This window comes from Micromonospora sp. NPDC002411 (genome assembly GCF_053592955.1).
The window spans coordinates 1-22,217 of the sequence record NZ_JBSFBM010000035.1; the positions used below are offsets into that span (position 1 = coordinate 1).

General features: G+C 70.4%; 18 protein-coding genes. 15 read left to right on the forward strand and 3 right to left on the reverse strand.

The features are described from left to right. From ACWCO3_RS07100 to ACWCO3_RS07160, 13 genes are all read left to right on the forward strand, one after another. Window positions 1-599 (forward strand): shikimate dehydrogenase (locus ACWCO3_RS07100; protein WP_450008934.1); only part of this gene is annotated, 599 nt, incomplete at its 5' end. A 133-nt stretch (window positions 600-732) separates the two neighbouring features. Next, the gene (locus tag ACWCO3_RS07105) at window positions 733-2,436 is read left to right on the forward strand and encodes a glycosyl hydrolase (protein WP_450008936.1); all 1,704 of its coding nucleotides are present in this window, start codon (window positions 733-735) and stop codon (window positions 2,434-2,436) included. A 111-nt stretch (window positions 2,437-2,547) separates the two neighbouring features. After that, window positions 2,548-3,378 (forward strand): phosphatase PAP2 family protein, encoded by an 831-nt coding sequence (locus ACWCO3_RS07110; protein ID WP_450008938.1) that lies wholly within the window; start codon window positions 2,548-2,550, stop codon window positions 3,376-3,378. Between the two features lie 213 nt (window positions 3,379-3,591). Then, window positions 3,592-5,535, forward strand: coding sequence for a hypothetical protein (locus tag ACWCO3_RS07115; RefSeq protein WP_450008958.1), 1,944 nt, complete (start codon window positions 3,592-3,594; stop codon window positions 5,533-5,535). A 149-nt stretch (window positions 5,536-5,684) separates the two neighbouring features. Further along, window positions 5,685-7,310, forward strand: coding sequence for a lipopolysaccharide biosynthesis protein (locus ACWCO3_RS07120; RefSeq protein WP_450008940.1), 1,626 nt, complete (start codon window positions 5,685-5,687; stop codon window positions 7,308-7,310). A 2-nt stretch (window positions 7,311-7,312) separates the two neighbouring features. After that, window positions 7,313-8,662 (forward strand): O-antigen ligase family protein, encoded by a 1,350-nt coding sequence (locus tag ACWCO3_RS07125; RefSeq protein WP_145783793.1) that lies wholly within the window; start codon window positions 7,313-7,315, stop codon window positions 8,660-8,662. Beyond that, entirely contained in the window at window positions 8,659-10,254 is a 1,596-nt protein-coding gene (locus ACWCO3_RS07130; protein WP_450008942.1) for a lipopolysaccharide biosynthesis protein, read from the forward strand. Before ACWCO3_RS07125 ends, ACWCO3_RS07130 begins: the two co-directional genes overlap by 4 nt. Before the next feature lie 6 nt (window positions 10,255-10,260). Continuing rightward, window positions 10,261-11,163 (forward strand): sulfotransferase domain-containing protein, encoded by a 903-nt coding sequence (locus tag ACWCO3_RS07135; protein WP_358163650.1) that lies wholly within the window; start codon window positions 10,261-10,263, stop codon window positions 11,161-11,163. Continuing rightward, entirely contained in the window at window positions 11,160-12,422 is a 1,263-nt protein-coding gene (locus ACWCO3_RS07140) for a hypothetical protein (RefSeq protein WP_145783787.1), read from the forward strand. Before ACWCO3_RS07135 ends, ACWCO3_RS07140 begins: the two co-directional genes overlap by 4 nt. A gap of 221 nt (window positions 12,423-12,643) precedes the next feature. Next, window positions 12,644-13,126 (forward strand): UDP-N-acetylglucosamine transferase subunit ALG14, encoded by a 483-nt coding sequence (locus tag ACWCO3_RS07145; RefSeq protein WP_244311798.1) that lies wholly within the window; start codon window positions 12,644-12,646, stop codon window positions 13,124-13,126. Window positions 13,127-13,200: 74 nt separating this feature from the next. Further along, complete coding sequence (locus ACWCO3_RS07150) at window positions 13,201-13,815, forward strand: glycosyltransferase (RefSeq protein ID WP_145785751.1); 615 nt, start codon at window positions 13,201-13,203, stop codon at window positions 13,813-13,815. Beyond that, window positions 13,770-14,732 carry a glycosyltransferase family 2 protein gene (locus tag ACWCO3_RS07155; RefSeq protein ID WP_450008946.1) on the forward strand — a complete coding sequence of 321 codons (963 nt, stop codon included), beginning with the start codon at window positions 13,770-13,772 and terminating at the stop codon, window positions 14,730-14,732. Before ACWCO3_RS07150 ends, ACWCO3_RS07155 begins: the two co-directional genes overlap by 46 nt. Window positions 14,733-14,785: 53 nt before the next feature. Then, the gene (locus tag ACWCO3_RS07160; protein WP_145783783.1) at window positions 14,786-15,442 is read left to right on the forward strand and encodes a class I SAM-dependent methyltransferase; all 657 of its coding nucleotides are present in this window, start codon (window positions 14,786-14,788) and stop codon (window positions 15,440-15,442) included. A gap of 446 nt (window positions 15,443-15,888) precedes the next feature. On the opposite strand, the gene ACWCO3_RS07165 is transcribed toward ACWCO3_RS07160, so the two are convergent. Together ACWCO3_RS07165 and ACWCO3_RS07170 are read right to left on the reverse strand one after the other, a co-directional pair. Next, window positions 15,889-16,926 carry a glycosyltransferase family 2 protein gene (locus ACWCO3_RS07165; RefSeq protein ID WP_167524883.1) on the reverse strand — a complete coding sequence of 346 codons (1,038 nt, stop codon included), beginning with the start codon at window positions 16,924-16,926 and terminating at the stop codon, window positions 15,889-15,891. Continuing rightward, complete coding sequence (locus ACWCO3_RS07170) at window positions 16,923-18,080, reverse strand: WecB/TagA/CpsF family glycosyltransferase (RefSeq protein ID WP_450008950.1); 1,158 nt, start codon at window positions 18,078-18,080, stop codon at window positions 16,923-16,925. The genes ACWCO3_RS07165 and ACWCO3_RS07170 overlap by 4 nt, the downstream gene beginning before the upstream one ends. Between ACWCO3_RS07170 and ACWCO3_RS07175 the strand changes: the two genes are divergently transcribed. Together ACWCO3_RS07175 and ACWCO3_RS07180 are read left to right on the forward strand one after the other, a co-directional pair. Next, window positions 17,979-18,779 (forward strand): glycosyltransferase, encoded by an 801-nt coding sequence (locus tag ACWCO3_RS07175; protein ID WP_450008961.1) that lies wholly within the window; start codon window positions 17,979-17,981, stop codon window positions 18,777-18,779. The two genes, ACWCO3_RS07170 and ACWCO3_RS07175, sit on opposite strands and share 102 nt — an antisense overlap. A 344-nt stretch (window positions 18,780-19,123) precedes the next feature. Then, complete coding sequence (locus ACWCO3_RS07180) at window positions 19,124-20,983, forward strand: DUF4082 domain-containing protein (protein WP_358052174.1); 1,860 nt, start codon at window positions 19,124-19,126, stop codon at window positions 20,981-20,983. Window positions 20,984-21,166: 183 nt separating this feature from the next. Here the strand turns inward: ACWCO3_RS07180 and ACWCO3_RS07185 are convergent, their stop codons facing one another. Next, complete coding sequence (locus ACWCO3_RS07185) at window positions 21,167-22,213, reverse strand: glycosyltransferase (protein ID WP_450008952.1); 1,047 nt, start codon at window positions 22,211-22,213, stop codon at window positions 21,167-21,169. Window positions 22,214-22,217: the final 4 nt, after the last annotated feature.

Consider the following 22,217-nt stretch of genomic DNA (forward strand, 5'->3'; position numbering starts at 1 on the left):
CCGCGCAGGCCTCGCCGGTCGCCGCCGCCGTCGGCGCGGCCAACACGTTGGTACGCCGCCCGGACGGTTCCTGGTACGCCGACAACACCGACGTCGCCGGCATGGTGCGGGTGCTCATCGCAGCCGGGGTGAATGCGGGTGCGGCGGTGACGGTGCTCGGCGCCGGTGGCACGGCCCGCGCCGCGCTCGCTGCCGCTGCTCAACTGGCGTGCTTCTCGGTGACGGTGGTCGCCCGCCGGTCGGGGGCGATCGACGAGCTGCGGCCGGTGGCCGATGCCCTGGGTGTCGCGCTGACCCCCGCCGGCTGGGCCGACGCGCCCCGGCACCTCTCCGCCGCCGACCTGGCTGTCTCCACCGTTCCGAAGGGGGTCGCCGACCCGTTGGCCGCCGAGGTGGCCTGGCGGCCGGGCGCGGTGTTCTTCGACGCTCTCTACGACCCGTGGCCCACCCCGTTGGCCGCCTCCGCCGTCGCGGCCGGTCTGCGGGTGGTGTCCGGTCTGGACCTGCTGCTCGCTCAGGCGGTAGGGCAGTTCGAGCAGTTCACCGGTGTGCCCGCCCCGGTCGAGGCGATGCGGGAAGCCCTCACCGCGGCCCGCTAGGAGTCGGCCTCCGGGCGGGGCGATGGTGGCCAACTTAGCGGAGAGTTAAGACGCGCTTACGGAAAACTGTCCTGCATACGACATCACCTGGTCGTCGATACGCTGCTGACCGTTACGGAAGCAGATACAGGGAGTGCCCTTGACCAGGCATGGACTGCACCGCAGAACTCGGATCCACCACGCACGTCGGCGCCGGGCGATCGCCATCGGCGTGGTCGGCGGTTCGGTGGTCGCCGGCATCGTGGCGACCATGATGCCGCTGCTGGCCAGCGACGACCTGTCGATCCGGGCGGCGGCCGACACCACCGCGAGCGCGGTGTCGCAGGACGGTGACAACGCGGCCAAGGCGACGCTGGCCACCTGCCCGACGCGTTGCGACGGCAACTCGCGCGGTGGACGCGAGGCGGTCATCGAGTTCGCCGTGACCACCGTGCCGGCCGCCGCGGTCAACCTCCGGGCGACGCTGCGGGTGCACGCCTGGCAGCAGTTTGCCGCCGTCGTGACAGCGCACGCCTCACCGCTGAGCGCGCACGAGGCTCGGCCGGCGTTGGCATCGCCCGGTGACGCGCTGGACAGCGTGTCCGCGGTGTCCAGCGGCGTCAACGAGTGGGACATCTCCGAGCTGGTCACCGGCAACGGCACCTGGACGGTCTCGCTGACGCAGAGTGGCCTGGAGAGCCGGATCTACTGGGCGTCGGCCGACAATCGTGATCCGGAGCTGCGTCCCACCCTGCTGGTCAGCTACGACATCGGTGCCGCGCCGTCGTCGCCGCCGGCCACCCGGCCGACGCCGAGCACGTCGCCGACCACCAACGCCCCGGAGCCCTCGCCGACGGCCGCGCCGACGACCCGGACGCCCTCCGCCACCGCAGTCCCCACCAACCCGCCCGTCGGGTGCGGCTCGGTGTCGGACAAACTCGTGCCTTCCTGTGGCGCCTGGTGGGGGATGTACTCACCCGCCGGGGCGGCCGGCGGCTGGGACCACGGCAAGGCCGTCACCGACGTGGAGAGGCAGGTCGGGCGGAGGTTCGACATCGTGCACCGCTATCACGACTTCTCCAACGCCGGCAGCAACGGTGCGTTCCCCGACGCGTACGAACTGCGGCAGTTGCGGGAGGGCCGGTTGTTGTTCTTCGCCTGGGAGTCCCGCGACTTCTCCGCCGGCACCACCCTCACCTGGGCCGATGTCTACAGCGGCAGGCACGATGCGACCATCGACGCGGTCGCGGATCGGGTTCGCGCGGTCGGCGTGCCGGTCTTCCTGGGCTTCGACCACGAGCCGGAGGACGAGCCGGCCAAGGGCAGCGACGCCGACTTCGTCCGTGCCTGGCGCTACGTCCACGAGCGGTTCGCCACGGCGGGTACGACCAACGCGGTCTGGGTCTGGACGATGATGGGCTGGTCAGGCCACTATTCACGGTACGCCGGCCTGTACCCGGGTGACCGGTACGTCGACTGGGTGGCCTACGACCCGTACAACTTCCACGTCTGCAACGGCAGCACGGTGTGGAGGAATCCGAGCACGACGGTCGGTGGTTTCTACAACTGGCTGGACGACAGCGGCATCGGGGCCGGCAAGCCCCGGATGCTCGCCGAGTTCGGCACCAACTTCGACGCCGCCGACCCGAGTGCCAAACAGCGCTGGTTCCAGGAGTTCCCGGCAGCGCTGAAAGCGCACCCGAAGATCAGGGCCGCCATCTACTTCAACTCGGCCGGCATGACCAGCCGTACGGCCCGCTGCGACATGACGATGAACCACGACGCCGCGGCGGTGGCGGGCTTCGCGCAGGCCGGACAGGACCCGTACCTGCGGCAGCCGACCGGAGGCAGTCGCTGACGATCGCACGGACGGTGGAGGAGGACCGATGGCGGTGACGGAGACCAGGTGGCCACGTGCCACGGACGTGACGGGGCCAGTGACCGGTCCACCGGACGGCGGTGTCCGGCGGTGGTGCTGATCTACGCTCTGGGGGCGGCGTCGGTGCTGGTGCCGGCCGTCCTGATCCCCGTGGCGGCGACCCGGTGGGCTCCGGCCGCACAGCGGAGCCGCGCGGCGGACCGGCTACGCGTCGCGGTGGCCGGGCTCACCGGGGCTCTCGGCCGAAACGGCGCCGCTCTCGTCGTTCTGCTCGCTGGGTCGGCGGCGGTGGTGACGGTCTGCTGGCCCCTCGGTGAGGCGCTGTCCAGACTGGAGCCGTCCGTCGATCACCCGGTCTTCGACTACGTGCACGCCCGCCGGGTCGACGGGTGGGCCGAGGTCAACTCGTTCGTCACGGCGCTCGGGGACCGGTACCCGCTCAAGTGGGCGACGGTGGTCGCGGCGGTCGGCTTCGCCATCGCCTGGCGACACCGTCGCTGGTGGATTCCGCTGATCGCGCTGCCGATGCAGTTCGTGGTCGAGCAGTACACCCAGCAGATCCTGGCAGTGACCGTGAACCGGGGCCACCCACCCACTGACGTCGGCACCTATCCCTCTGGCGGTTGCGCCCGCGTCATGCTCACGTTCGGCGTCATCGCGGTGCTGGCGGGGTTGACCTGGAACGTCTCGCGACGCGGCCGAATCGCCATCGCGACCGCGCTGGCCGTGCTGGTCTCTGTGGAGGGTTACACCCGCATCTATGCCGAGAAGCACTGGCTCACGGACGTGCTCGGTGGGTGGATCTTCGGCACGCTGCTGCTCGGCGTGCTGGTTCTGACGGTGCTCGTCGCCGAGGGGCGGGTGCGTCCACCCGCCCGGTCCGTGCACGTGGCACCCGTCGAGGCCACGACCACCGCCTGACCCGTTCGTCGCATCGCCACCCGGGCACGGCTCACCCGCGGTGTCTGACACCCGACAGCGAAACCGCCGCCGCCGCCGCGTCCGTGCCAGTGACCGCCCAATCGGCGGATATCGCCAACGGTGACCGAGGGGGCACGCTACGTGGGTTCTCGTCCAACCTGGAGGCGCAGCGTGCCCACAGTCAGGCCCTCTCGGCGATCTGCACGATGTCGTATCCGCGCGGCGGCAGTCGGTCTGGTGACCGTAGCCGCGCTGTTGACGATCCCCTCTGCCGCCTCGGCCGTGGTGGTGCCGGCCCCCGAGACGGCGACCCTGGTGTCGACGAACCCCGCCGACGTCACACCGCACGGCCGCGATGGCGAGAGCCGCGCCTTCGCGCAGGTCGGCTCGCGGGTGTACGTGGGGGGCAGCTTCACCCAGATTCGGCAGACCGCCGCCACGGCGTGGGTCAACCAGAGCTACCTGTTCGCCTACGACCGGGTTAGCGGAACCATTTCGACCACGTTCCTGCCGGCCCTCGACGGCCCGGTCAACACCCTGCTCGCCGGCCCGAACGGCACGCTCATCGTCGGCGGCGGGTTCAAGACGGTCAACGGTGTCTCCCGGAAGAACCTGGTCGCCCTGGATCCGACGACCGGGGCGACCATCGACAGTTGGGTCGGTCGTTCGGACGGCGGCATGATCCGGGACATGGTGCTGCGCGGCAACTGGCTCTACGTCGCGGGCGCTTTCAACTGGTTGAACGGCGCCGCGCACTCCGGGCTGGGTCGACTCAACGCCACCACCGGTGCGATCGACCCGACGTTCACCATCAACGCCACGGTCGGAAGGCACGGCACCGGCTCGTACGGCTGGACGATCGATGTCACGCCGAACGGGCAGACCATGATCGCCGCCGGCAACTTCACAGTCGTGAACGGACTGCCCCGGAACCAGATGGCGATGATCGATCTCTCGGGCACGCCGACGCTGCTGGACTGGAGCACCGAGAAATTCGTCGCGCCGTGCGCGGCGCCCGCGACCTTCGTGCACTACGTCCAGGATGTGAAGTTCGGCGCGGACGGCAGTTGGTTCGTCGTCGGCACCAACGGCGGTGCCGGTTGGCCGGCGGCGTACTGTGACGCGCTGATCCGCTTCGAGACCGCGAACCGGGGTGGGGGTCAGCTCGGCACCTGGGTCGACTACACCGGCAACGACACCATCACCTCCGTCGAGGTGGCCGACAATGTCATCTACCTGGGCGGGCACTTCCGCTGGCTGAACAACCCGAACGCCACCGACGCGGCGGGCGACGGCGCGATCGACCGCCTCGGCATCGCCGCCGTCACTCCGGCGACCGGCCTGCCGGTGGCCTGGAATCCCGGCCGCCGCGGCAGCGCGTCCATGCCGGAGGGCACAAGCACCTGGGGTTCGCAGGTCCCCGTGCTCTGGCGAGGCAGCGACGGGCTCTACTTCGGGCACAACTCCGACGGAATGGGCAGCGAGTACCACGGCCGGCTCGGCATGTTTCCGCTCGACGGTGGCCGGACCGTGGTCCCGAAGACGCCGCCGACCGCGACCACCGGCAACCTCTACCTCGGCACCGGCGAAGGCCAGCTGGCCAAGGCGTCGTTCAACGGCGCGAGTGTCGGTGCCCCCACCACCGTCAGCCAACCCAACTACACGAGTGCCGGTGCGACCTGGCGGGTGAGCGACCGCATCTACTGGGCGCACACCGTGGCCGGTGCCCCCACCGGCAGCCGGATCGACGTCTCGATGTTCAACGGCGGTGCCATCGGCGTCCCCTGGGAGTCGTCGGGGTTCAACGACTGGTTCAACGCCGCGGGCATGACCGGCGCGTTCTACCTCGGTGGCCGGTTGTACTACACCCGCAGCGGTGCCAACGCGCTCTACTACCGCTACTTCGAGATCGACGGTAACTACCTGGGCGCCACCGAGTTCAGCCTGCAGACCACGGGTGTCACCTGGTCGTCGGTGCGCGGCATGGCCTGGGTCGGCGGCCGGATCGTGTACGGCGGTAGCGACGGAACGCTGCGCAGCGTGCCGTTCGATCCCACGGCCGACCTGGCGGTCAACGGCGCGGCCGGCACGGTGATCGCACCGGCGAGCGGGGCACTGACCTGGTCCACGCCCCGGATCTTCTTCTCCGTGCAGTGACAGCGACCTCCACTGTCACCGAAAATCGACAGATGACGATCCGGTCGGCGGCGGACCAGATCGCTGGCCCGAAGCGTTTCGAGGGGATGTGCCACGCCTGTCGCAGGTGTCGACACGTCCAGGCAACCCACGACAGACGGTGAAGTTTCATGGTTGATGTACCTCCCGGTACCTGGTCCGCCGGCACCCTCGGCGGTGGGGGCACGTCGGCCCGCACGGTCACCCTGACGGATCTGCTCCGCGTCCCGCTGCACCGGATCCGGCTGGTGGGGGCGGTCGCCGCCGTCGGCCTCCTCGCCGTCCTCGGGTACGTCGTCCTGATGCCCAGCGCGGTCACCGCGAGCGCCGTGGTGGCGGTACGCCCGGTCGTCACCGACGCGTTCACCCCCAGCGGCGCCGCCGCCGACCGGGCGGTGAACATGAACGTGGAGAGCGGCATCGCCACCGGGACGGAGGTCGTGCAACGGCTCGCGGCCGAGGGCGGGGACCAGCGCGAGGTGCGCGACGCCCTTGCGGTGGAGGTGCCCACCGGCGGGCAGATCCTCCGCTTCTCGTACACCGGTCGCTCGGCCGACGACGCGGTACGCAACGTCAACCTCGCCGCGCAGACCTACCTCGACGTACGCCGGACGATGTACGAGAAGCAGCGGGCCGAGATGCTGAAGCGCTACGACGAGAGCATCGTGGAGGTGGACAAACAGCGGGAGATTCTGCAGCGGCGAATCGTCAGCGCGCGGGATGGTGCGCTGGACGCCGCCATTGCCGAACTGGGCGGCACCAACAGTCAGCTCACCCAGTTGAGGTCGGCGCGGACAGAGATCGCGGCGGTCGATGTCAATCCGGGTTGGATCACACAGAGCGCGGAAAATGTTCTGGTCTCCTCCGGCCGGCACACCCTGCTCTACGTGCTGGCCGGGCTGCTCGGCGGCGCGCTGCTGGGCGTGGTGCTGGCGTTCGCCTGGGAGTCCGCGGACCGTCGGGTCCGATCGGTCCACGACGGACGTGACGTCACCGGCCTGCCGCTGCTCGGCACTGTGCGCGGCGGCCTGTTCGCCGGCGGCCTGTTCGGCGGCCGACGGAAGGTGATGGACGCCGACATCCGGTACGTGGCGATGGCGATCGCCGAGCGGGTTCGCGAGCCGGCCCGGGTGGCGTTGCTGACCACACGTGAGGACCCGAGCACCATCACCGCCTCCCTGGCGGTCGCGCTCGCCGCGCCCGGCCGGGATGTCTACGTGGCCGACGACAGCGGCCGACTGGAGAGGCTGCGTGCCGCGGTGCTGGCGGACCGGGACCAACTGCCCGCGGCGCTCAACCCGGCCCGTCCCCTCGTCCCGAAGCCCCGAGGCACCGATGCGGTCAGCGGCAATGGCATCATCGGCCAGGTCCCCACCCGCCGCCCGTCGCCCTACCCGGTCGGCAGCCGCCCGTCGAAGGACCCGGACGCCACCCTGACCCTGCCGCGAACGACTTTGGACGCGACGGCGAACGGCCCGGGTGCGGCCGCGACCAAGGCGGGCGAGGTGCCCGTGGGTGCCGGCGGGGTGCGTTTCGGCACGTGGCGGCAGCGCGTCACCACCGGGGTCGTGCTCTTCAACGCGCCACCCTCGGAGGCCGACGAGCGTGGCGTCGCGGTGGCCCGCCAGGGCAGCGCGGTCATCCTGGTCGAACAGGACGGGACCCGGCACAGCGACCTGCGCCGGCTCGTGGAGCGGCTTCGTGCGGCCGGGGTCACCCCCCTGGGTTTCGTGCTCACCGGCAGCGGACGGGGCTGAGGGTGTCTGTCACCCTCGCCCTGGCGGCCAGCGAGCCGGAGGGGGAGGGCCCCTCGGCCGTCGCGGCGCCGCCGCCACCGCGGCTGCCCCGTTGGCCGCTGCTGATCATGTTCGGTCTGGTCCCGGTGTGGTGGTTGGCCGGCGCGTTCTACCTGGTCTGGCCGCTGTGCGGCGCAGTGCTGCTGGCGTTGCTGATCGTCCGGGGGCGGGTGCCGCTGCCTCCGGCCACCGGCGTCTGGCTGCTGTTTCTGGCCCTGGTGCTCCTGAGCGCCACCCAACTACCCTCGCCGATCTCGCTGCTCCCCTTCGGTCTGCGGCTGGGCTACTACGTCACCGCCCTCGTGGTCGGCGGGTACGTGTACGTGTATGCCAGGGAGCGAGCCGATCCGGCGGCGGCGCTCGTGCCGATCTGCGCGTTCTGGTTCGGCCTGGTGCTGCTGGGTTGGCTTGGTGTGCTGGCGCCGCGATTCGCGCTGACCACCCCGATGGAGATGGTGCTGCCTGCCGGCCTGGCCGACCACCCGTACACGCAGGATCTGGTCCACATCAGGGCCGCCGAGTACAGCGAACTGTCGCCCAACCCGATCTACCGTCCGACGGCGCCGTTTCCGTACACCAACAACTACGGCAGCGCGTACGCGATGACGTTGCCCTGCGTCGTGGCGTACACCATGTTGCGCCGCCGGGGTTTCCTCCGTTGGGCGCTGCTCGTGTCGCTGCCGCTGTCGCTTGCACCGGCCTTCCTCACCCTGAACCGGGTCATGTTCGTGAGTCTCGGCGTCGGCCTGGGCGTGCTCGGCGTGCGGGCCGCGCTGCGGGGAAACGTCCGGGTGGGCGCCTCCGTCGTCGGGGTCCTGGTCATCGGCGGGCTCACTGCTCTGTTGATCCCGGTCGGCGAGTTGATCAACAAGCGGGTCCAGTCGAGCGACACGAACAGCGACCGACTCTCCCTCTACGTCGAGGTCGTCCGCCGGATCGGGGCCGCACCGTGGCTCGGTTACGGCGCGCCCGTCACCGTGGACACGGTCACGGCGCAGGTGCCCGTCGGCACCCAGGGGCAGCTCTGGATGGTGATGTTCAGCCACGGCATACCGGCGTTGCTCTGCTTCCTCGCCTGGTTCGCGATCGTTGTGCTGAAGAGCGCGCGGGCCCGCTCGGCGCCCGGGCAGTGGCTGGCGGTGGTCCCGGTGATCTGCCTGGTGCAGATCCCGTTCTACGGCATGGCCGACCCCACCATCACGATCGCCTTCTTCGGGGTCGCCGTCGCGATGGCGCTCGCCGAGCGGGAAGCGGGCCCTCGGCACCCCGACCAGGCGCACCCCACTCGCCCGCGAAGGGCCGTCGCGGGATGACCGCCGGCACTCACTCGGCCGTCGACTCCGGCCCCGACGAGCCCTCGGTCGACGCTACGGCCGCAGCGCGGCGCGGCGTCCGTACGGGTCTCGCGGGTCTGGCCGGTGCCGCCGCCAACGGTCTCTTCGGCTTTCTGCTGGTGGTCGTCATCACCCGTGGCTACGGCACGGTCGGCTCGGGGGCGTTCTTCACCGCTGTCGGCATCGTCACGGTCACCGCCGCTGTCTGCACCCTGGGTGCGGAGACCGCCCTGATCTGGCTGCTGCCGCGCCGGCGTCTCGGCGGGCGGGGCGACGCCGCCCGGGTGCTCCCGGTGGCTCTCCTGCCGCCGCTCGTGGCCGCGGTCGTCGTCGGCCTGGTCGGGGTTGTCGCGGCAGGTGCGCTCGGTCCCCGCCTGTTGAACACGGGCGAGGGCGGTACGTCCCTGATCGCGGTCAGCTTCGCGGCGGTGCCGTTGGTGGTGGCGATGACACTCCTGCTCGCCGTGGTGCGCTGCGTCCGACCGATTCGGGCGTACGTCGGCGTGCAGTCCGTCCTGGTGCCGCTCGCCCGACCGGTGCTGGTCGGGCTGGCGGCCGTTGCCGGCGGTGGAGTGCTGGTCGGTCTGACCGGTTGGCTGCTCCCGGCCGTGTTCGCCGTTCTGGTCTGCCTGGCGTTGGTGGTGGGTCCGCTCGGCGTCCGCCGGGGTGCGGCGCTGCGACCGGAGCGGGCCGACTGGTCGGCGTTCTGGAGGTTCGCGCTGCCCCGCGCCGCGTCCGCCGCGATCGATGCCAGCGCCGTCTGGGTGGGCGTCCTGCTCACCTCGATGCTTGCCGGGCCGGCCGACGCTGGCGTCTTCGGCGCGGTCGGTCGCTACATCCTGGCCGGACAGTTGGCCATGCATGGGCTGCGGGTCGCGGTGTCGCCGCAGTTGTCCCGGCTGCTGGGGCGCAGCGAGCGGGCCGCCGCCGCGGCGGTGCACCGGCAACTGACCGTCTGGGTGCTGATGCTGTCGTGGCCGGTCTACCTGCTGCTTGCGGTGTTCGGGCTGGGGTTCCTCGAACTCTTCGGGCCCGAGTTCACCTCCGGCGCCACCGCCGTGACCGTGCTCGCCCTGGCCATGCTGGTCAACACCGGTCTGGGAAACGTGCAGAGCCTGCTGCTGATGGGCGGTCGCAGCGGCCTGCACCTGACCACGACGGTGACCGGGCTGCTGGTCACCGTCTCCCTTGGGCTGTGGCTGATCCCGGGGCACGGCGTGACCGGCGCGGCCGTCGCCTGGGCGGCCGGTATCGCCATCGAGAACCTGACCGCGTTCGGCTGCGCTCGGGCGGTGCTGGGTCAGCCGCTGGTCGATGCGGCGCTGTTGCGCGCGGCGGCCGGGGTGGTGGTCGGCGTTTCAGCGGCGGCCCTGCCCGGCGTGATCGTGGGTGGCCGAGGGCTTCCTGGCCTGGTGGTGGCGTTGGGCGTGCTGGCGGCCGGCTGCGTCGGCTTGTCGACTATGCCCGACGTGCGACGGTTCATCCGGGTGACGATGAGGCAACTCCGTGGCGACATCGAGGCGGAATCGGCAGCAGCCGGTGCCACCTCCACGTCGCCGAAGGGCAGGTGAGCAGCGGTGTCGTCCATCCGCGACCGGGTGAAGCAGATCGTGCCGAGCCAGGTGACCAATCGGGTGAAGGACTCCCTGGTCGGCTACGGCGTCCGCACCAGCGGTCGACGGCCGTTGCCGGACTTCCTCATCATCGGCACCAAGCGGGGCGGCACCACCTCACTGTGGAACTACCTGATCCAGCACCCGCTGGTGCCCCGCCTCTTTCCCGCCTGGAACACCAAGGCCTCGCACTACTTCGAGCAGAACTGGCACCGGGGCGAGGCCTGGTACCGCTCGCACTTCCCGACGTCCCGGCAGCGGGCGACGCTGCAGCGCCGGCACGGTGGCCCGGTGCGGGTTGGTGAGGCCGCTCCGCTCTACATGTTCCACCCTCTCGCCGCGCAGCGGGTCGCCGCGCTGATGCCGACGGTGCGGCTGATCGTGCTGCTGCGCGACCCGGTGGAGCGGGCGTACTCGCACTGGAAGGAACGGCGGACGCACGGCGTCGAGCCGCTGGACTTCGCCGACGCGTTGGTCGCTGAGCAGGAGCGGACGGCGGGGGAGCGGGAGCGACTGATCGCCGAGCCGGAGTCCTTCAGCGAGCCCTTCGACTGGTACACCTACCGTGCTCGGGGGCGCTACCTGGAGCACCTGGAGCCGTGGCTGGGCCGGTTCGACCGCGAGCGGATCCTGGTCCTTCCCAGCGAGGACCTCTACCGCGACGCCCGCGGCACCTACCGCAGAACGGTGGAGTTCCTGGGGTTGCCCCCGCACGACCTGCCCGCCTTCAAGGTCTACAACGATCGCCGGTCGGTGCCGCTGGAGGCGCAGGTGCGGGCGGAGCTGACCGAGTACTACCGACCGCACAACGCGGCGCTACGGCAGCGGCTGGGGTTGGACCTCGACTGGTCGGAGCGGGCACCGTGACGGCCGGGGCCGCGGTCTCCGGCGATCCTCGTTTTCGTGGTGACGGACTGGGCTGGGTCACCCGGGCGGTGTTCGGTGACGAGCGCATCGCCCTCACCGTGAGTGGTCCACCACCGCCCGGGCACCGCGCCGCCGCCCGGTACGCGGTCGTCCCGTCGCTGGCTCGGGCACGGTTCCTGCTGCCGCTCGGCGCGCCGCGCGCCACGGCCGCGTCGCTGCTGGCGTACAACGCGTTGCGTCCGTGGAGAGTGCGAGTGGTGCGGGCCGTGCTGGGGGTGCTGGCCCGGGTCGGCGCGATGGACCTGGCCCCGTTTCCCCGACTCACCGTGTCGCTACCCGACGAGGTCGCGGCCGACGAGGTGCTGCTGGCCGGGCAGTTGGGCACCGCGCTCGGTGGGGCCGGGGTCTACGCGGCCTGCGGGGTGCGCCCGCCGGACCCGAACCACAAGCCGACTCTGCAACTGTTCGCGCCCGACGGCCGCGCCCTCGGGTACGCGAAGATCGGTTGGAACGGTGCCACCCGGGCACTGGTGACGGCCGAGGCGGCGGCCCTGCGCGACCTGACCACGGCGACCCGAACACCGGACCACCCGGCGGCACCCCGACTGCTCGTCGAGACGGCCGCCAGCGGGCAGCTGGTCGCGCTGGTCGAGCCGTTGCCGCCGGCCGTGCGGGGGGTGGTGGCCGACGCACCTCCGCGAATCGCCGCGTTGTTGGCGGTCGCCCGTCGCGGCAGTCCTCCGGAGCCACCGCGGCAACTGGCCGGGTCGCCGTTCCTGGTTCGGCTCACCGCTGAGGCGGAGCGCGCCGCTGCCAGCGCACCGGATGGCGCCCGGGCGGTCGCCGCCGTCGCCGCGTTGGCGCGTCGGCACGGCGGCACGGCCGTTGAGTTCGGGCACTGGCACGGCGACTGGGTGCCCTGGAACCTGGGCGTGCACGCCGGCCGCCTCGTGGCCTGGGACTGGGAGCACAGTGGGCCGGGCGTTCCGCTCGGCTTCGATCTGGCCCACGACGCGTTTCAGCGGGCCCTGGTACTCCGGGACGCGCCAGCCGCCGCGGCGGCCCTGGCCGTCGACGCCCATCTCGACCGGTACGGCGCGGAGCTGGGGCTCGGGCCGGCGGCCCGCAGGTTGGTGGCGGACGCCTACCTGCTGGAGATGTGGCTGCGCGCCTGGCGGCTCGCCGATGCCGGCGCGGGCTGGAATGCCGCGCTGCACCCCGCCCTGCTGGACGTCATCGAGAAACGAACCAGCGACTGATCCTTCGAGATTGGTAAATGTCCTATCCATCATCGATTTCGACGATGAGAAAGAAATTCCACGCCATGGTGATCATTGATGGGGCTGATCGTGTTCGACTGCCCGGTGCTCCCACCTGCGGATCCATATGTCCGTCGATCGCTCTGTTCACCGCCCGGGGACGTGTGATCTGCTGGTGCATGGCTGCCACCGAAAATCCAAGCGCACGTGTGGGGAGTCGCGTGGACACGACAATCGAGAATGCCAACGATCCTGGGGTCCTTCTCCTGGTGGGCTCCAGTGGCGGCCACCTGGCCCAATTGCTCGCCCTGCGTCCGTGGTACGAAAGCTGGCGGCGTTGCTGGATCACCTTCGACACACCCGAGGCGGTTTCGCAGCTCGTCGGCGAGGAGGTGGTCGCGGCGCACCATCCGACCACCCGCAACGTGCCGAACCTGCTGCGCAACACCGTCCTCGCCTGGCGGGTGCTGCGGTCGCGCCGGGTCGCAGCGGTGGTTACCACCGGAGCTGGAGTGGCCGTTCCGTTCGTGCTGCTGGCCCGGCTCTGGCGCGTACCCACCGTCTACATCGAGGTGTACGACCGCATCGACACCGCGACCGTGACCGCCCGACTCTGCCGACCGTTTCTCTCCGCGATGCTCGTGCAGTGGGATGAGCAGCGGCGGCAGTACCCGGAGGCCACCGTCGTGGGGACCCTGTTGTGAGCGCCGAGAACACCGGCAACGTCCCCGCGCACCGGGTCACCGCGGGTCGACCCCGACCGGCACCGAGCGCCGGGTTGTCCCGACCGCGACGCTCCGGCGATCTCGCCCGGGCCCGGGTGCTGGTCGCCGTCGGCACCGACACGCACCCCTTCGACCGCCTGATCCGCTGGCTGGAGGACTGGCACCGCGGCGTGGACGAGGACGTCGGGCTGACCGTCCAGCACGGACACACCCGGGCACCCGCGGTCCCCGGGGCGGTGACCTTCCTCGGCCACCGTGAACTCCAGGCCGCGATGGCCGAGGCCGACCTGGTGGTCTGCCACGCCGGGCCCGCCACCATTCTGGAGGCACGCAGGCAGGGGCACCTGCCGATCGTCACCCCCCGGGACCCGGCCCGGGGCGAGCACGTCGACGACCACCAGCTGCTCTTCGCCCGTCGCCTGGGCGCAGCCGGCATGGTGGCGCTGGCCGAGACCCGGGAGGCGGTGGTCGGGGCGCTCACCGCGGGGCTCGCCGACCCCTTCCGGTTCACCGTCGCGGCGGATCCGGACGCGGCCACGACACGCCGGGCGGCGGTCGAGCAGGTCGGGCGAATCGTGGAGGACTTGGTGGTCGCGTCGGTCAGCCAGCGGCAGCGCGCGAGATGGTGGTCGTGGTTGCTACCGGACCGGCACGGGGAGCGGCGATGACCGGACACCCGCGGGTGAGCGCGGTCGTGCCCACCCGGGACCGTCCGGAGCTGGTCCGGGCCGCGGTGCGCGCCATCCTCGACCAGGACTACCCGGGCCCCGTCGAGGTGGTGGTGGTCCACGACCAGTCGGCACCGGATCAGTCGCTGACGCAGCTGTCTCGCCTGGACCGTCAGGTCCGGGTGATCCCCAACGAGCGGACCCCGGGCCTGGCCGGCGCGCGCAACTCCGGGGCCCTCGCCGCCGTCGGGAAGTTCGTCGCGTTCTGCGACGACGACGACGAGTGGTTGCCCGGCAAGCTACGGGCCCAGGTCGACGCGCTCGCCGCTGCCCCCGACGCGCAGTTGGTCAGCTGCGGCATCCGGGTCAGCTACGACGGGAACACCGTCGACCGGGTGCTGGCCCGCGACTCGGTCACCCTCGCTGATCTGCTGCGGGACCGGATGACGGAGCTGCACCCGTCGACGTTCCTGATGCGCGCCGCCGCGCTGCGCGCCGGGTTCGGACTGGTCGACGAAGAGATACCTGGTGGCTACGCGGAGGACTACGAGTTTCTGCTCCGCGCGGCACGCAACGCGCCGCTGGTCAACCTGTGCACGCCGTACGTGCTGGTGCGCTGGCACAGGCGTTCCTACTTCGCGCAGCGCTGGGACACCATCTCGGAGGCGTTGCAGTGGCTCTTGGAGCGCTACCCCGAGTTCGGGACCCAACCGGCCGGCGCGGCGCGGGTCTCGGGACAGATCGCCTTCGCCCACGCCGCTTCCGGCGACCGGCGGGTGGCGATGCGCTGGGCTCGGCACGCCCTGCGGCGCAACCCGCGCGAGCCGCGCGCGTACCTCGCGCTCGCGGTGGCCGGGAGGATGCTCCGCGCCGACACGGTGCTGCGCACGCTGCACCGGCGGGGCCGGGGCCTCTGACCGAGGCAATTCCTGCGACATCGACGCTTCAGCAGACCGGAGGACAGGCACCCATGGGACTCCACGCGCTCAGGTTCCGTCTCGTCGACTCACCGACCTCACTGGGCGCGAAACGGCGGGCGCTGCGCGCGGCCTGGCTGTCGGACACTTTCCCGAGCCTGGCGGACATGACCGTCCTCGACCTGGGTGGTCGGGTGGAGAGTTGGGCACACGTCGCCGTCCGACCGGCACACGTGCACGTGGTCAACCTGGAGCCGCTGCCGACGGATCTGCCCGACTGGGCCGAGGCTGACCAGGCCGATGCCTGCGAGCTGCCCAAGAGCATCCTCAGCCGCGACTACGACCTCGTCTTCAGCAACAGCGTCCTGGAGCACGTCGGTGGCCACGAGCGTCGTCGCCGGATGGCGGAGGCGATCCGTGGGTTGGGGCGTGCGTACTGGGTGCAGACGCCGTACCGCTACTTCCCGGTCGAGCCACACTGGGTGGCGCCGGGAATGCAGTTCCTGCCGGTGTCGGCACGGGTGGTGATGGCGCGCAGGTGGCCGCTCGCCTATTCTCCGGGCAAGTCCTACGCGGCGGCCATTCGGCAGGTCCTGACGACCGAGTTGATCGGTCGCACCGAACTCCGGTACCTGTTTCCGGACGCCGTCATCCGCAACGAGCGTCTGCTGGGCCTGACCAAGTCGATCATCGCGATCCGACGCCAGTGAGCGACGATCGTCGGGTCGTCGGCATCGCGGTGAAGAGGTGTGCAATCGGCATGGTGCGGGTTTCCGGGTCGCTGTCGAACGCGTCGCCGGCCGTTATGCCGTCGCCTCTGCCGAACCACCCTCGGTGGCCGGTGCCCGGCCCATTGTTGGCAATGTGACTCTAGATCGAATCAACGGACATCACGCTGACGGAGTGGGCCCTGGTCGAGCGTCTGCCGCACGTCGTCTTTCGACGAGAATCGGGTTGTGGCCGATTGTGCAATCCAATCTCACTGGTTGGACCGTTGTGCGTCCAGAGGTGGTCGGCGGCCATGGATGCGACGATCCTGACCAGCACCGGGAGCGCCGTCATTCCAGTTTGTGCACGTGCCGACGGAGCCGCCGCTGTTATCCGAAAGCGATGCCACGGGCGTGTGCGACAGGGCCGTACGGGAAATGCGAGACGGTTATCCACCTGATGTTCGGCCTACTGCGCCGGCTCGGTCCGCCGGCGGAGGTGGCGCCGTCGACGGTGGTGGCACCTCGCTGGGGTCCTGCGGCGGCCGGGGCTCGTTGATCTGCGGCCAGCCGGCCGACCAGACCCGGCGTTGCCGCCAAACAGAGATCCAGTCGACGCCACGGGACCGCTCCGAGGTGAGCAGTGCCGTGCCGACGGCCCGCAGGCCGACACCGGCGGCCAGTAGGCCGATGCCGAGTCGAGCCCGTGGCGGTGACCAGTGGCGGCGAACGTAGGTGGCCTTGCCCCGAAGGATCTTCACCCGCTGCCCCTCAGAACTCGACGAGGCACCACCGACATGGATCACGGCGACGTCCGGGTTGAGGATCGGCCGAGCGCCGAGGGCGGCGGCCCGAGCCGCCAGGTCGATGTCGTCGCTGTACAGGAAGAACTGCGGATCGAAGCCGCCAAGCTGGCAGAACAGGTCACGCTCGATGAGCATGAGGCAGCCGGAGACCGCCGGTACCTCGCACACCGACTGCCGGTCGTACCGGGGCAGGCCCTCCGGATTGGCCCACTGGTAGCGGGAGAAGGCGGTCGACAGGCCGGTGGCGAAGGTGAAGTGGCTCCACAGGCTCGGTAGCCCCCAGCAGGAATACCCGTCGTCCGTGCCGTCGGCGTGCAACGTCCGCCCGGTGTAGACGCGGTGCTCGGGCTGGCGCCGGGCGAACGTGAGCAGGTCGGTAACCGGGTGGCCGACCGGAACGGTGTCCGGGTTGAGCAGCAGAAGATACTCCCCGTCGCTGGCGACTGCGCCCCGGTTGACGCCACGGCCCCAGCCCACGTTCTCGGTCAGTCGGATCAGCCGCACCTCGGGGAAGCGTTCGGCGATTGCGTCGGCGGAGTCGTCGAGCGAGGCGTTGTCGACCACTGTGATGTCGAACCGGACGTCCGGGGTGCGGCTGTCGATGAGCTCCCGCAGGCAGCGCAGGGTCAGGTCGCGCGTGTTGTACGAGACGACGACGACCGAGACGTCGGGCCGACTCAATGCTGCCCCCCGGTCTGGACCGGCCCGTCCGGCGCGGCCGCGGCCCGATCCGCGAGGGCCTCCGGCCGCAGGCGCAGCCGCTGACGGGCGCTCACCGCCATCAGCTCCAGCGCGAACGGAAGATCGTGTACGAGGTACCGCCGCATCAGCCGTGCGGGCTCGCTGGCCAGCCGATGCACCCACTCCAGCCCGGACAGCTGCATCCACTGCGGAGCCCGTCGCTGCACGCCCGCCACGAAGCCGATGGCCGCCCCGCAGCCCAGGAACCAGGCGCGGGGCAACAGGGGGCGGAGCCGGGCGATCACGCGTTCCTGCTTGGGGAAGCCGAGCCCGACAAAGACCAGGTCCGGCTGGGCCGCGGCCACGGTGGCGCAGGCCGCATCGAGCTGGTCCGGGTGGGCGTCGAAGCCGAACGGCGGGCTGAGGTGGCCAGCGATCCGCAACCGCGGGATCCGGGACCTCATGACCTGTCCTGCGCGGCTCGGGGTGCTCGGTGCGCCGCCCATCAGATAGACCGAGCGGTCGTGCTCGGCCAGTGCGGCCGACAGGCTCCAGATCAGGTCCGAGCCTGGAACTCGGGCCGGCAGTGGACGTCCGGCAATGTGACTGGCCCAGACCAGCGGTTTGCCGTCGGCAACGACCAGGCTCGCTGATTCGACGTGCGCCCGTGATTCCCGATCTCGACGAGTAAGTCGAAGGATGTCCACATTGGGGGTTACGATCTGTCCGCCCCGTCCTGCGGCAAGTTCGGTGACGACATGCTGAATCACGTCTTTCTCTTGTAGCGGGTCGAAGTCGACCCCGTAGACGTTGACCCGGCTTCCGACACGAGAACCGTGCACATAGGAGGGCATGGGACAGCAATCTACCGAGGCTGCGCGCAGAGGCAAGGCATCAAACGGGCAGCATCTGCGGGCTTCCGCGTGAGAAGGCACTCGGCCATTCGACCGGTTGTTGGTTTGCCTCCCGACTGGCAGCATCGATGCGTGCAAATCAGTGTCATCATGCCCGCGTTCAATGAAGCGGCCGGGATCCGTGGTGTCCTTCGGCGCCTGCTCGAATCTCCTGAATTCGGCGCCGATATGGAGGTTATCGTCGCCGCAAACGGATGTACCGACGACACTGCCGCAGTCGCTAGTTCTTTTGGTGTACACGTTTTGGAAATCTCCACACCGTCCAAAGCTGCCGCGATGAACGCCGCTGACCAGGCATCGAACGGCGACGTTCGAATTTATGTGGACGCTGATGTGCCCGTCACGGCCGAAGTGTTGCGCCAGCTCGCCGCCGCCGTGAGCCAGCCCGGGGTCGTCGCGGCGGTGCCCCGGCCACTGATCGACTGCTCGGGAAGCGCCTGGCCCGTCCGCGCCTACTACGCGATGAACGCCAGGCTCCCGGTGTTTCGCAACCGCCTCTTCGGGCGCGGGATCATCGCGCTCTCCGCCGAGGCGAGATCCCGCTTCGACCGGATTCCCGAGATCACGGCCGACGACATGTTCCTCGACGCGGTGGTCGGCGCGGACGAGAAGGTGGAGATCGACGCGGTGATACGCGTACGCGCGCCGCAGCGCACGGGCGATCTCATCCGCCGGGTGGCCCGTGCGCGGGAGGGCAACGCCGAGTTCTGGCGTTTCGTCCGGTCCGCCCCGCCGGAGTACGGCCTCCCGCTTGACCCGGTGCCCGGCCCGAGCTCCTGGTCCTGGCTCCGGCACGTGCTGCTCCGGTCGCCCCGGTTGCTGCCGGCGGCGGCCTGCTATGTCGTGATCATCCTGCTGGCCGAGGCGCAGCGGCGCTCTCCAGGGTGGAGTGTGCGCTCCGGCTGGGGGCGGGGGGAGCGCCCCCAGCTCGGGCGGTAGTCCTCGGCGGCTGAATACCGCTTTTGCCGGATCAACGACCGTCGGGGCATTCCGGGCGATTGGGGTGCCTATTCTCAAGTAACCATTAAGTCTCACGAAGGGCCGTACCCGACTGGTTGCTGCTCCTCGTTAGCCCGGGCAGCGGTGGCTGACCGGAACAGCGGTAGCTGTCCGCGTCAGACAATCGCACTGGGGAGGCGTATCCATCTCGATCAAACGGGATGGCGGGCGATAAGAGCTCCAACCCGAAAGGTGCCAGTCTCGTGGAAAGCCAGCATCCTCCCGTTCCTCCGGCCCCCCGCCCGCCCGCCTCGCCGCCGGGGCACCACCCACGTCGCGGGCGCTTGACCTTCACCATCGCCGCGGCCCTGGCCGTCCTGGCCTCGGCAACGGTCATCGCCGCCGACGCCGCGACCAGCCGATCCGCAACCTTCTCCTTCTTCGCCGGGACCGACGTCTCCGGCGTACCGACCGATCCCGACACCCAGCCCGTCGAGCTCGGCCTGCGCTTCACCTCGAGCAGCAACGGGACGCTGACGGCCGTCCGGATCCTCAAGGCGAACGGTTCCGGAAGCTCCCACCCGGTCAACGTCTGGTCCGCGAGGGGCCAGAAGCTCGCCACCGCGACCTCGACCTCCGAGTCGCCCTCGGGCTGGCAGGAGGTGAAGCTCCCGACGCCGGTGCGGATCGACGCCGGCCAGGTGTACGTCGTCTCGTACCACACCACTCGGTACCGGGCGACGCAGAACTTCTTCAACCGGACGGTGACCTCCGGCCCACTGAGCACCTCGGGCGTCGCGGGTGTCTACGCGTACGGCACCGGTGGCTTCCCCACGTCGACCTACCAGGCCAGCAACTACTGGGTCGATGTCGTCTTCGCTCCCGCCGTGGGTGGATCGGCCTCGCCGAGCGTCTCCCCCCGCCCGAGCACCTCGCCGACCCCGACCCCGTCGGCGACCCCGTCGCCGACGCGCACCCCAACGCCCGGTCCGACACCGACCACCACGGCCAGTCCGCTGGCCCTGCCCCGGGTTGCGTGGGAGGGTGGCCCCGCCTATTACGGGACGTTCCCGGTCGCCCGGGCAGCGGGCTGGACCAACCCGGCCTTCTTCCCGATCGGGGTGTGGCAGGAGAGCGTGATCGAGGCACGGGACACCACTCTGGACAAGAGCGCGGGCATCAACACCTACGTGGCGCCGACCGACAACAGCAACCTGCGGCTCATCGAGAGCGCTGGAATGAGCGTGATCGGGGGCAACAGCCAGCAGCTCGGGCCGTCGACGGTCGCCTGGTCACTGTCCGACGAGGTTGACATGTGGGGCGGGCCGGGCAGCTCCGCCTGGACCGGCAACCACCCCGGCCAGGGAGCGGTCTGCCAACCTGCCAACAGCCGCTGTGGATACACGATCCAGGAGGCGATGCTCAGGCGGTTCCCCGCCGACGGGCGGCTGCGGTACGCCAACTACGGCAAGGGCGTCATGTTCTGGGAGACCGACGCCGAGGCGGGTCGCTTCGTCAACAGCTACACCAGCATGGTCTCCAACGACATCTACTGGTACACCGATCCCGGCGTCTGCAACTCCCCGTCCGAGGGGCCCGGCATTGGTGTCCGGCCGGAGAACTGCCGACGCGCCGCGAACTACGGCCGGACCATGGACCGGATGCGCCACCTCGACGGGGCCGACGGCAAGCGTCAGCCGATCTTCGCCTTCGTGGAGGTGGGGCACCCGTTCACCGAGAACGACGCACCGACCATCACCGGTGACCAGATCGCCGGTGCGGTGATGAACTCGCTGATCCACGAGGCGCGGGGCATCCAGTACTTCAACCACAACTTCGGTGGGACCTGCCTCTCCCAGCACGTGCTGCGCGATCGGTGTGGCGCTGCGATCCGGCCGGTGGTGACCGAGTTGAACCGGCGGGTGACGTCCCTGGCGCCCGTGCTGAACACGCAGTCATACGAGTGGCGGTTCAACCCGAACCTCGACACGATGCTCAAGGCGTACGGGAACTCGTACTACGTCTTCGCCATGCCGGGCCGGACCGGCGGCACCGGCACCCAGAAGCTGACGCTCCCGCCCGGAATGAAGGGGGCACGGGCAGAGGTGCTGTTCGAGAACCGAACGGTGCCGATCAGCGGCGGCGCGTTGCAGGATGCGTTCGCCCGTGAGTCCGCGTACCACATCTACAAGATCACACCGTGACGTCCTGACGTTACCCACCCGGATTCCGGCCCCACCCCTGGTGGGGCCGGAATCCCCGCGGCCGGGGGTGTCCCTACGGGTTTCGTCAAGCGGGGACGGGTGCCTGATCTGTCGGCCGTGGTTGGTAGGGGATCTTGTCGCGGAGCATGGCCTGTAGGGGCGTCGCGGCGGCGGCGGGCGAGGTCAGGGACGGTGCCCGACCTCCTTGAAGAACGCCAGGATGCTGGCGCACTCCCGTTCGGCCGAATATTCAGCCCGCACGTAGCGCGCTGCCTCCAGGCCCCGCGACCAGCACCAGCCGGGCTGCTCGGCCTCCCGGGTCAGGCATTCCTGCAGCGCGCGGCTCAGCCCGAGCAGGTCGCCGGTGGGCACCGGGTGGCTGAACGCGGGATCGAAGAACTCCCGGCCGCCGAATCCGTGGAAACCGACGACGTAGTTTCCGGACGCCATCGCCTCGACCGCAGGCAGCCCGAAACCCTCCTGGTAGCAGGTGCTCAGGAAGATCGTCGAGGCGCGTAGCCGGCGGGCGACCTCCTCCTGCGAGGCGCCGTCCACCGCGTCGATGGTCCACCCGGTCAGCGCGTTCCGTGCCCGCAGCAGGTGCAGGACGTTCTCGATGTCCGCCCGCCCGCGCCGCGGCAGGTAACTGATCACCCGTCCGTTGGGGCGGTCGGGCGGGTTGAACAGCGCGGTGTCGACGCTCAACCGGACCCGGTGGATGGGCCTGCGGAACGCGTACTCGAGAAGGTCCTGGCTGTGCTCCGAGACCACCATGACGCCGAGCAGACCGGGGCTGCCCAGGTAGTGCCGCGTGACCAACTCCGCGTCCACGTTCCAGGTGAGGTGCCCACTCTGGTTGAAGACGACGTGCCGCACCCTCGCCGGCAACCGCGGCAGCAGCCGGGCGTCGGTCTCGGGAACCACGAGGAGATCGTCGGGTCCCAGTGGGCTCGACCGCACGTCGGTGACCCGGGTTCGATTCGGGAACCAACTGCACCGGAAGCCGCGCCGCTCGTGCAGCACCGCGGCGGCGACCCCGGCCTCGTTGAGCACATCGACATGTCGATAGAGGGTGCGGATGCCGCCGGAGGGCTTGTCGTAGTCGCGGGCCAGGTAGTAGATGGTCGGTGCCGCGGCCGACGTCTCCCGTAACCGGATCTTGGGCGGACCGTGCTGCTGGTACTGCTGATAGGCCCGGTACGCCCGCCGTGCCTGCTCCTCAAGGCCCATCGTC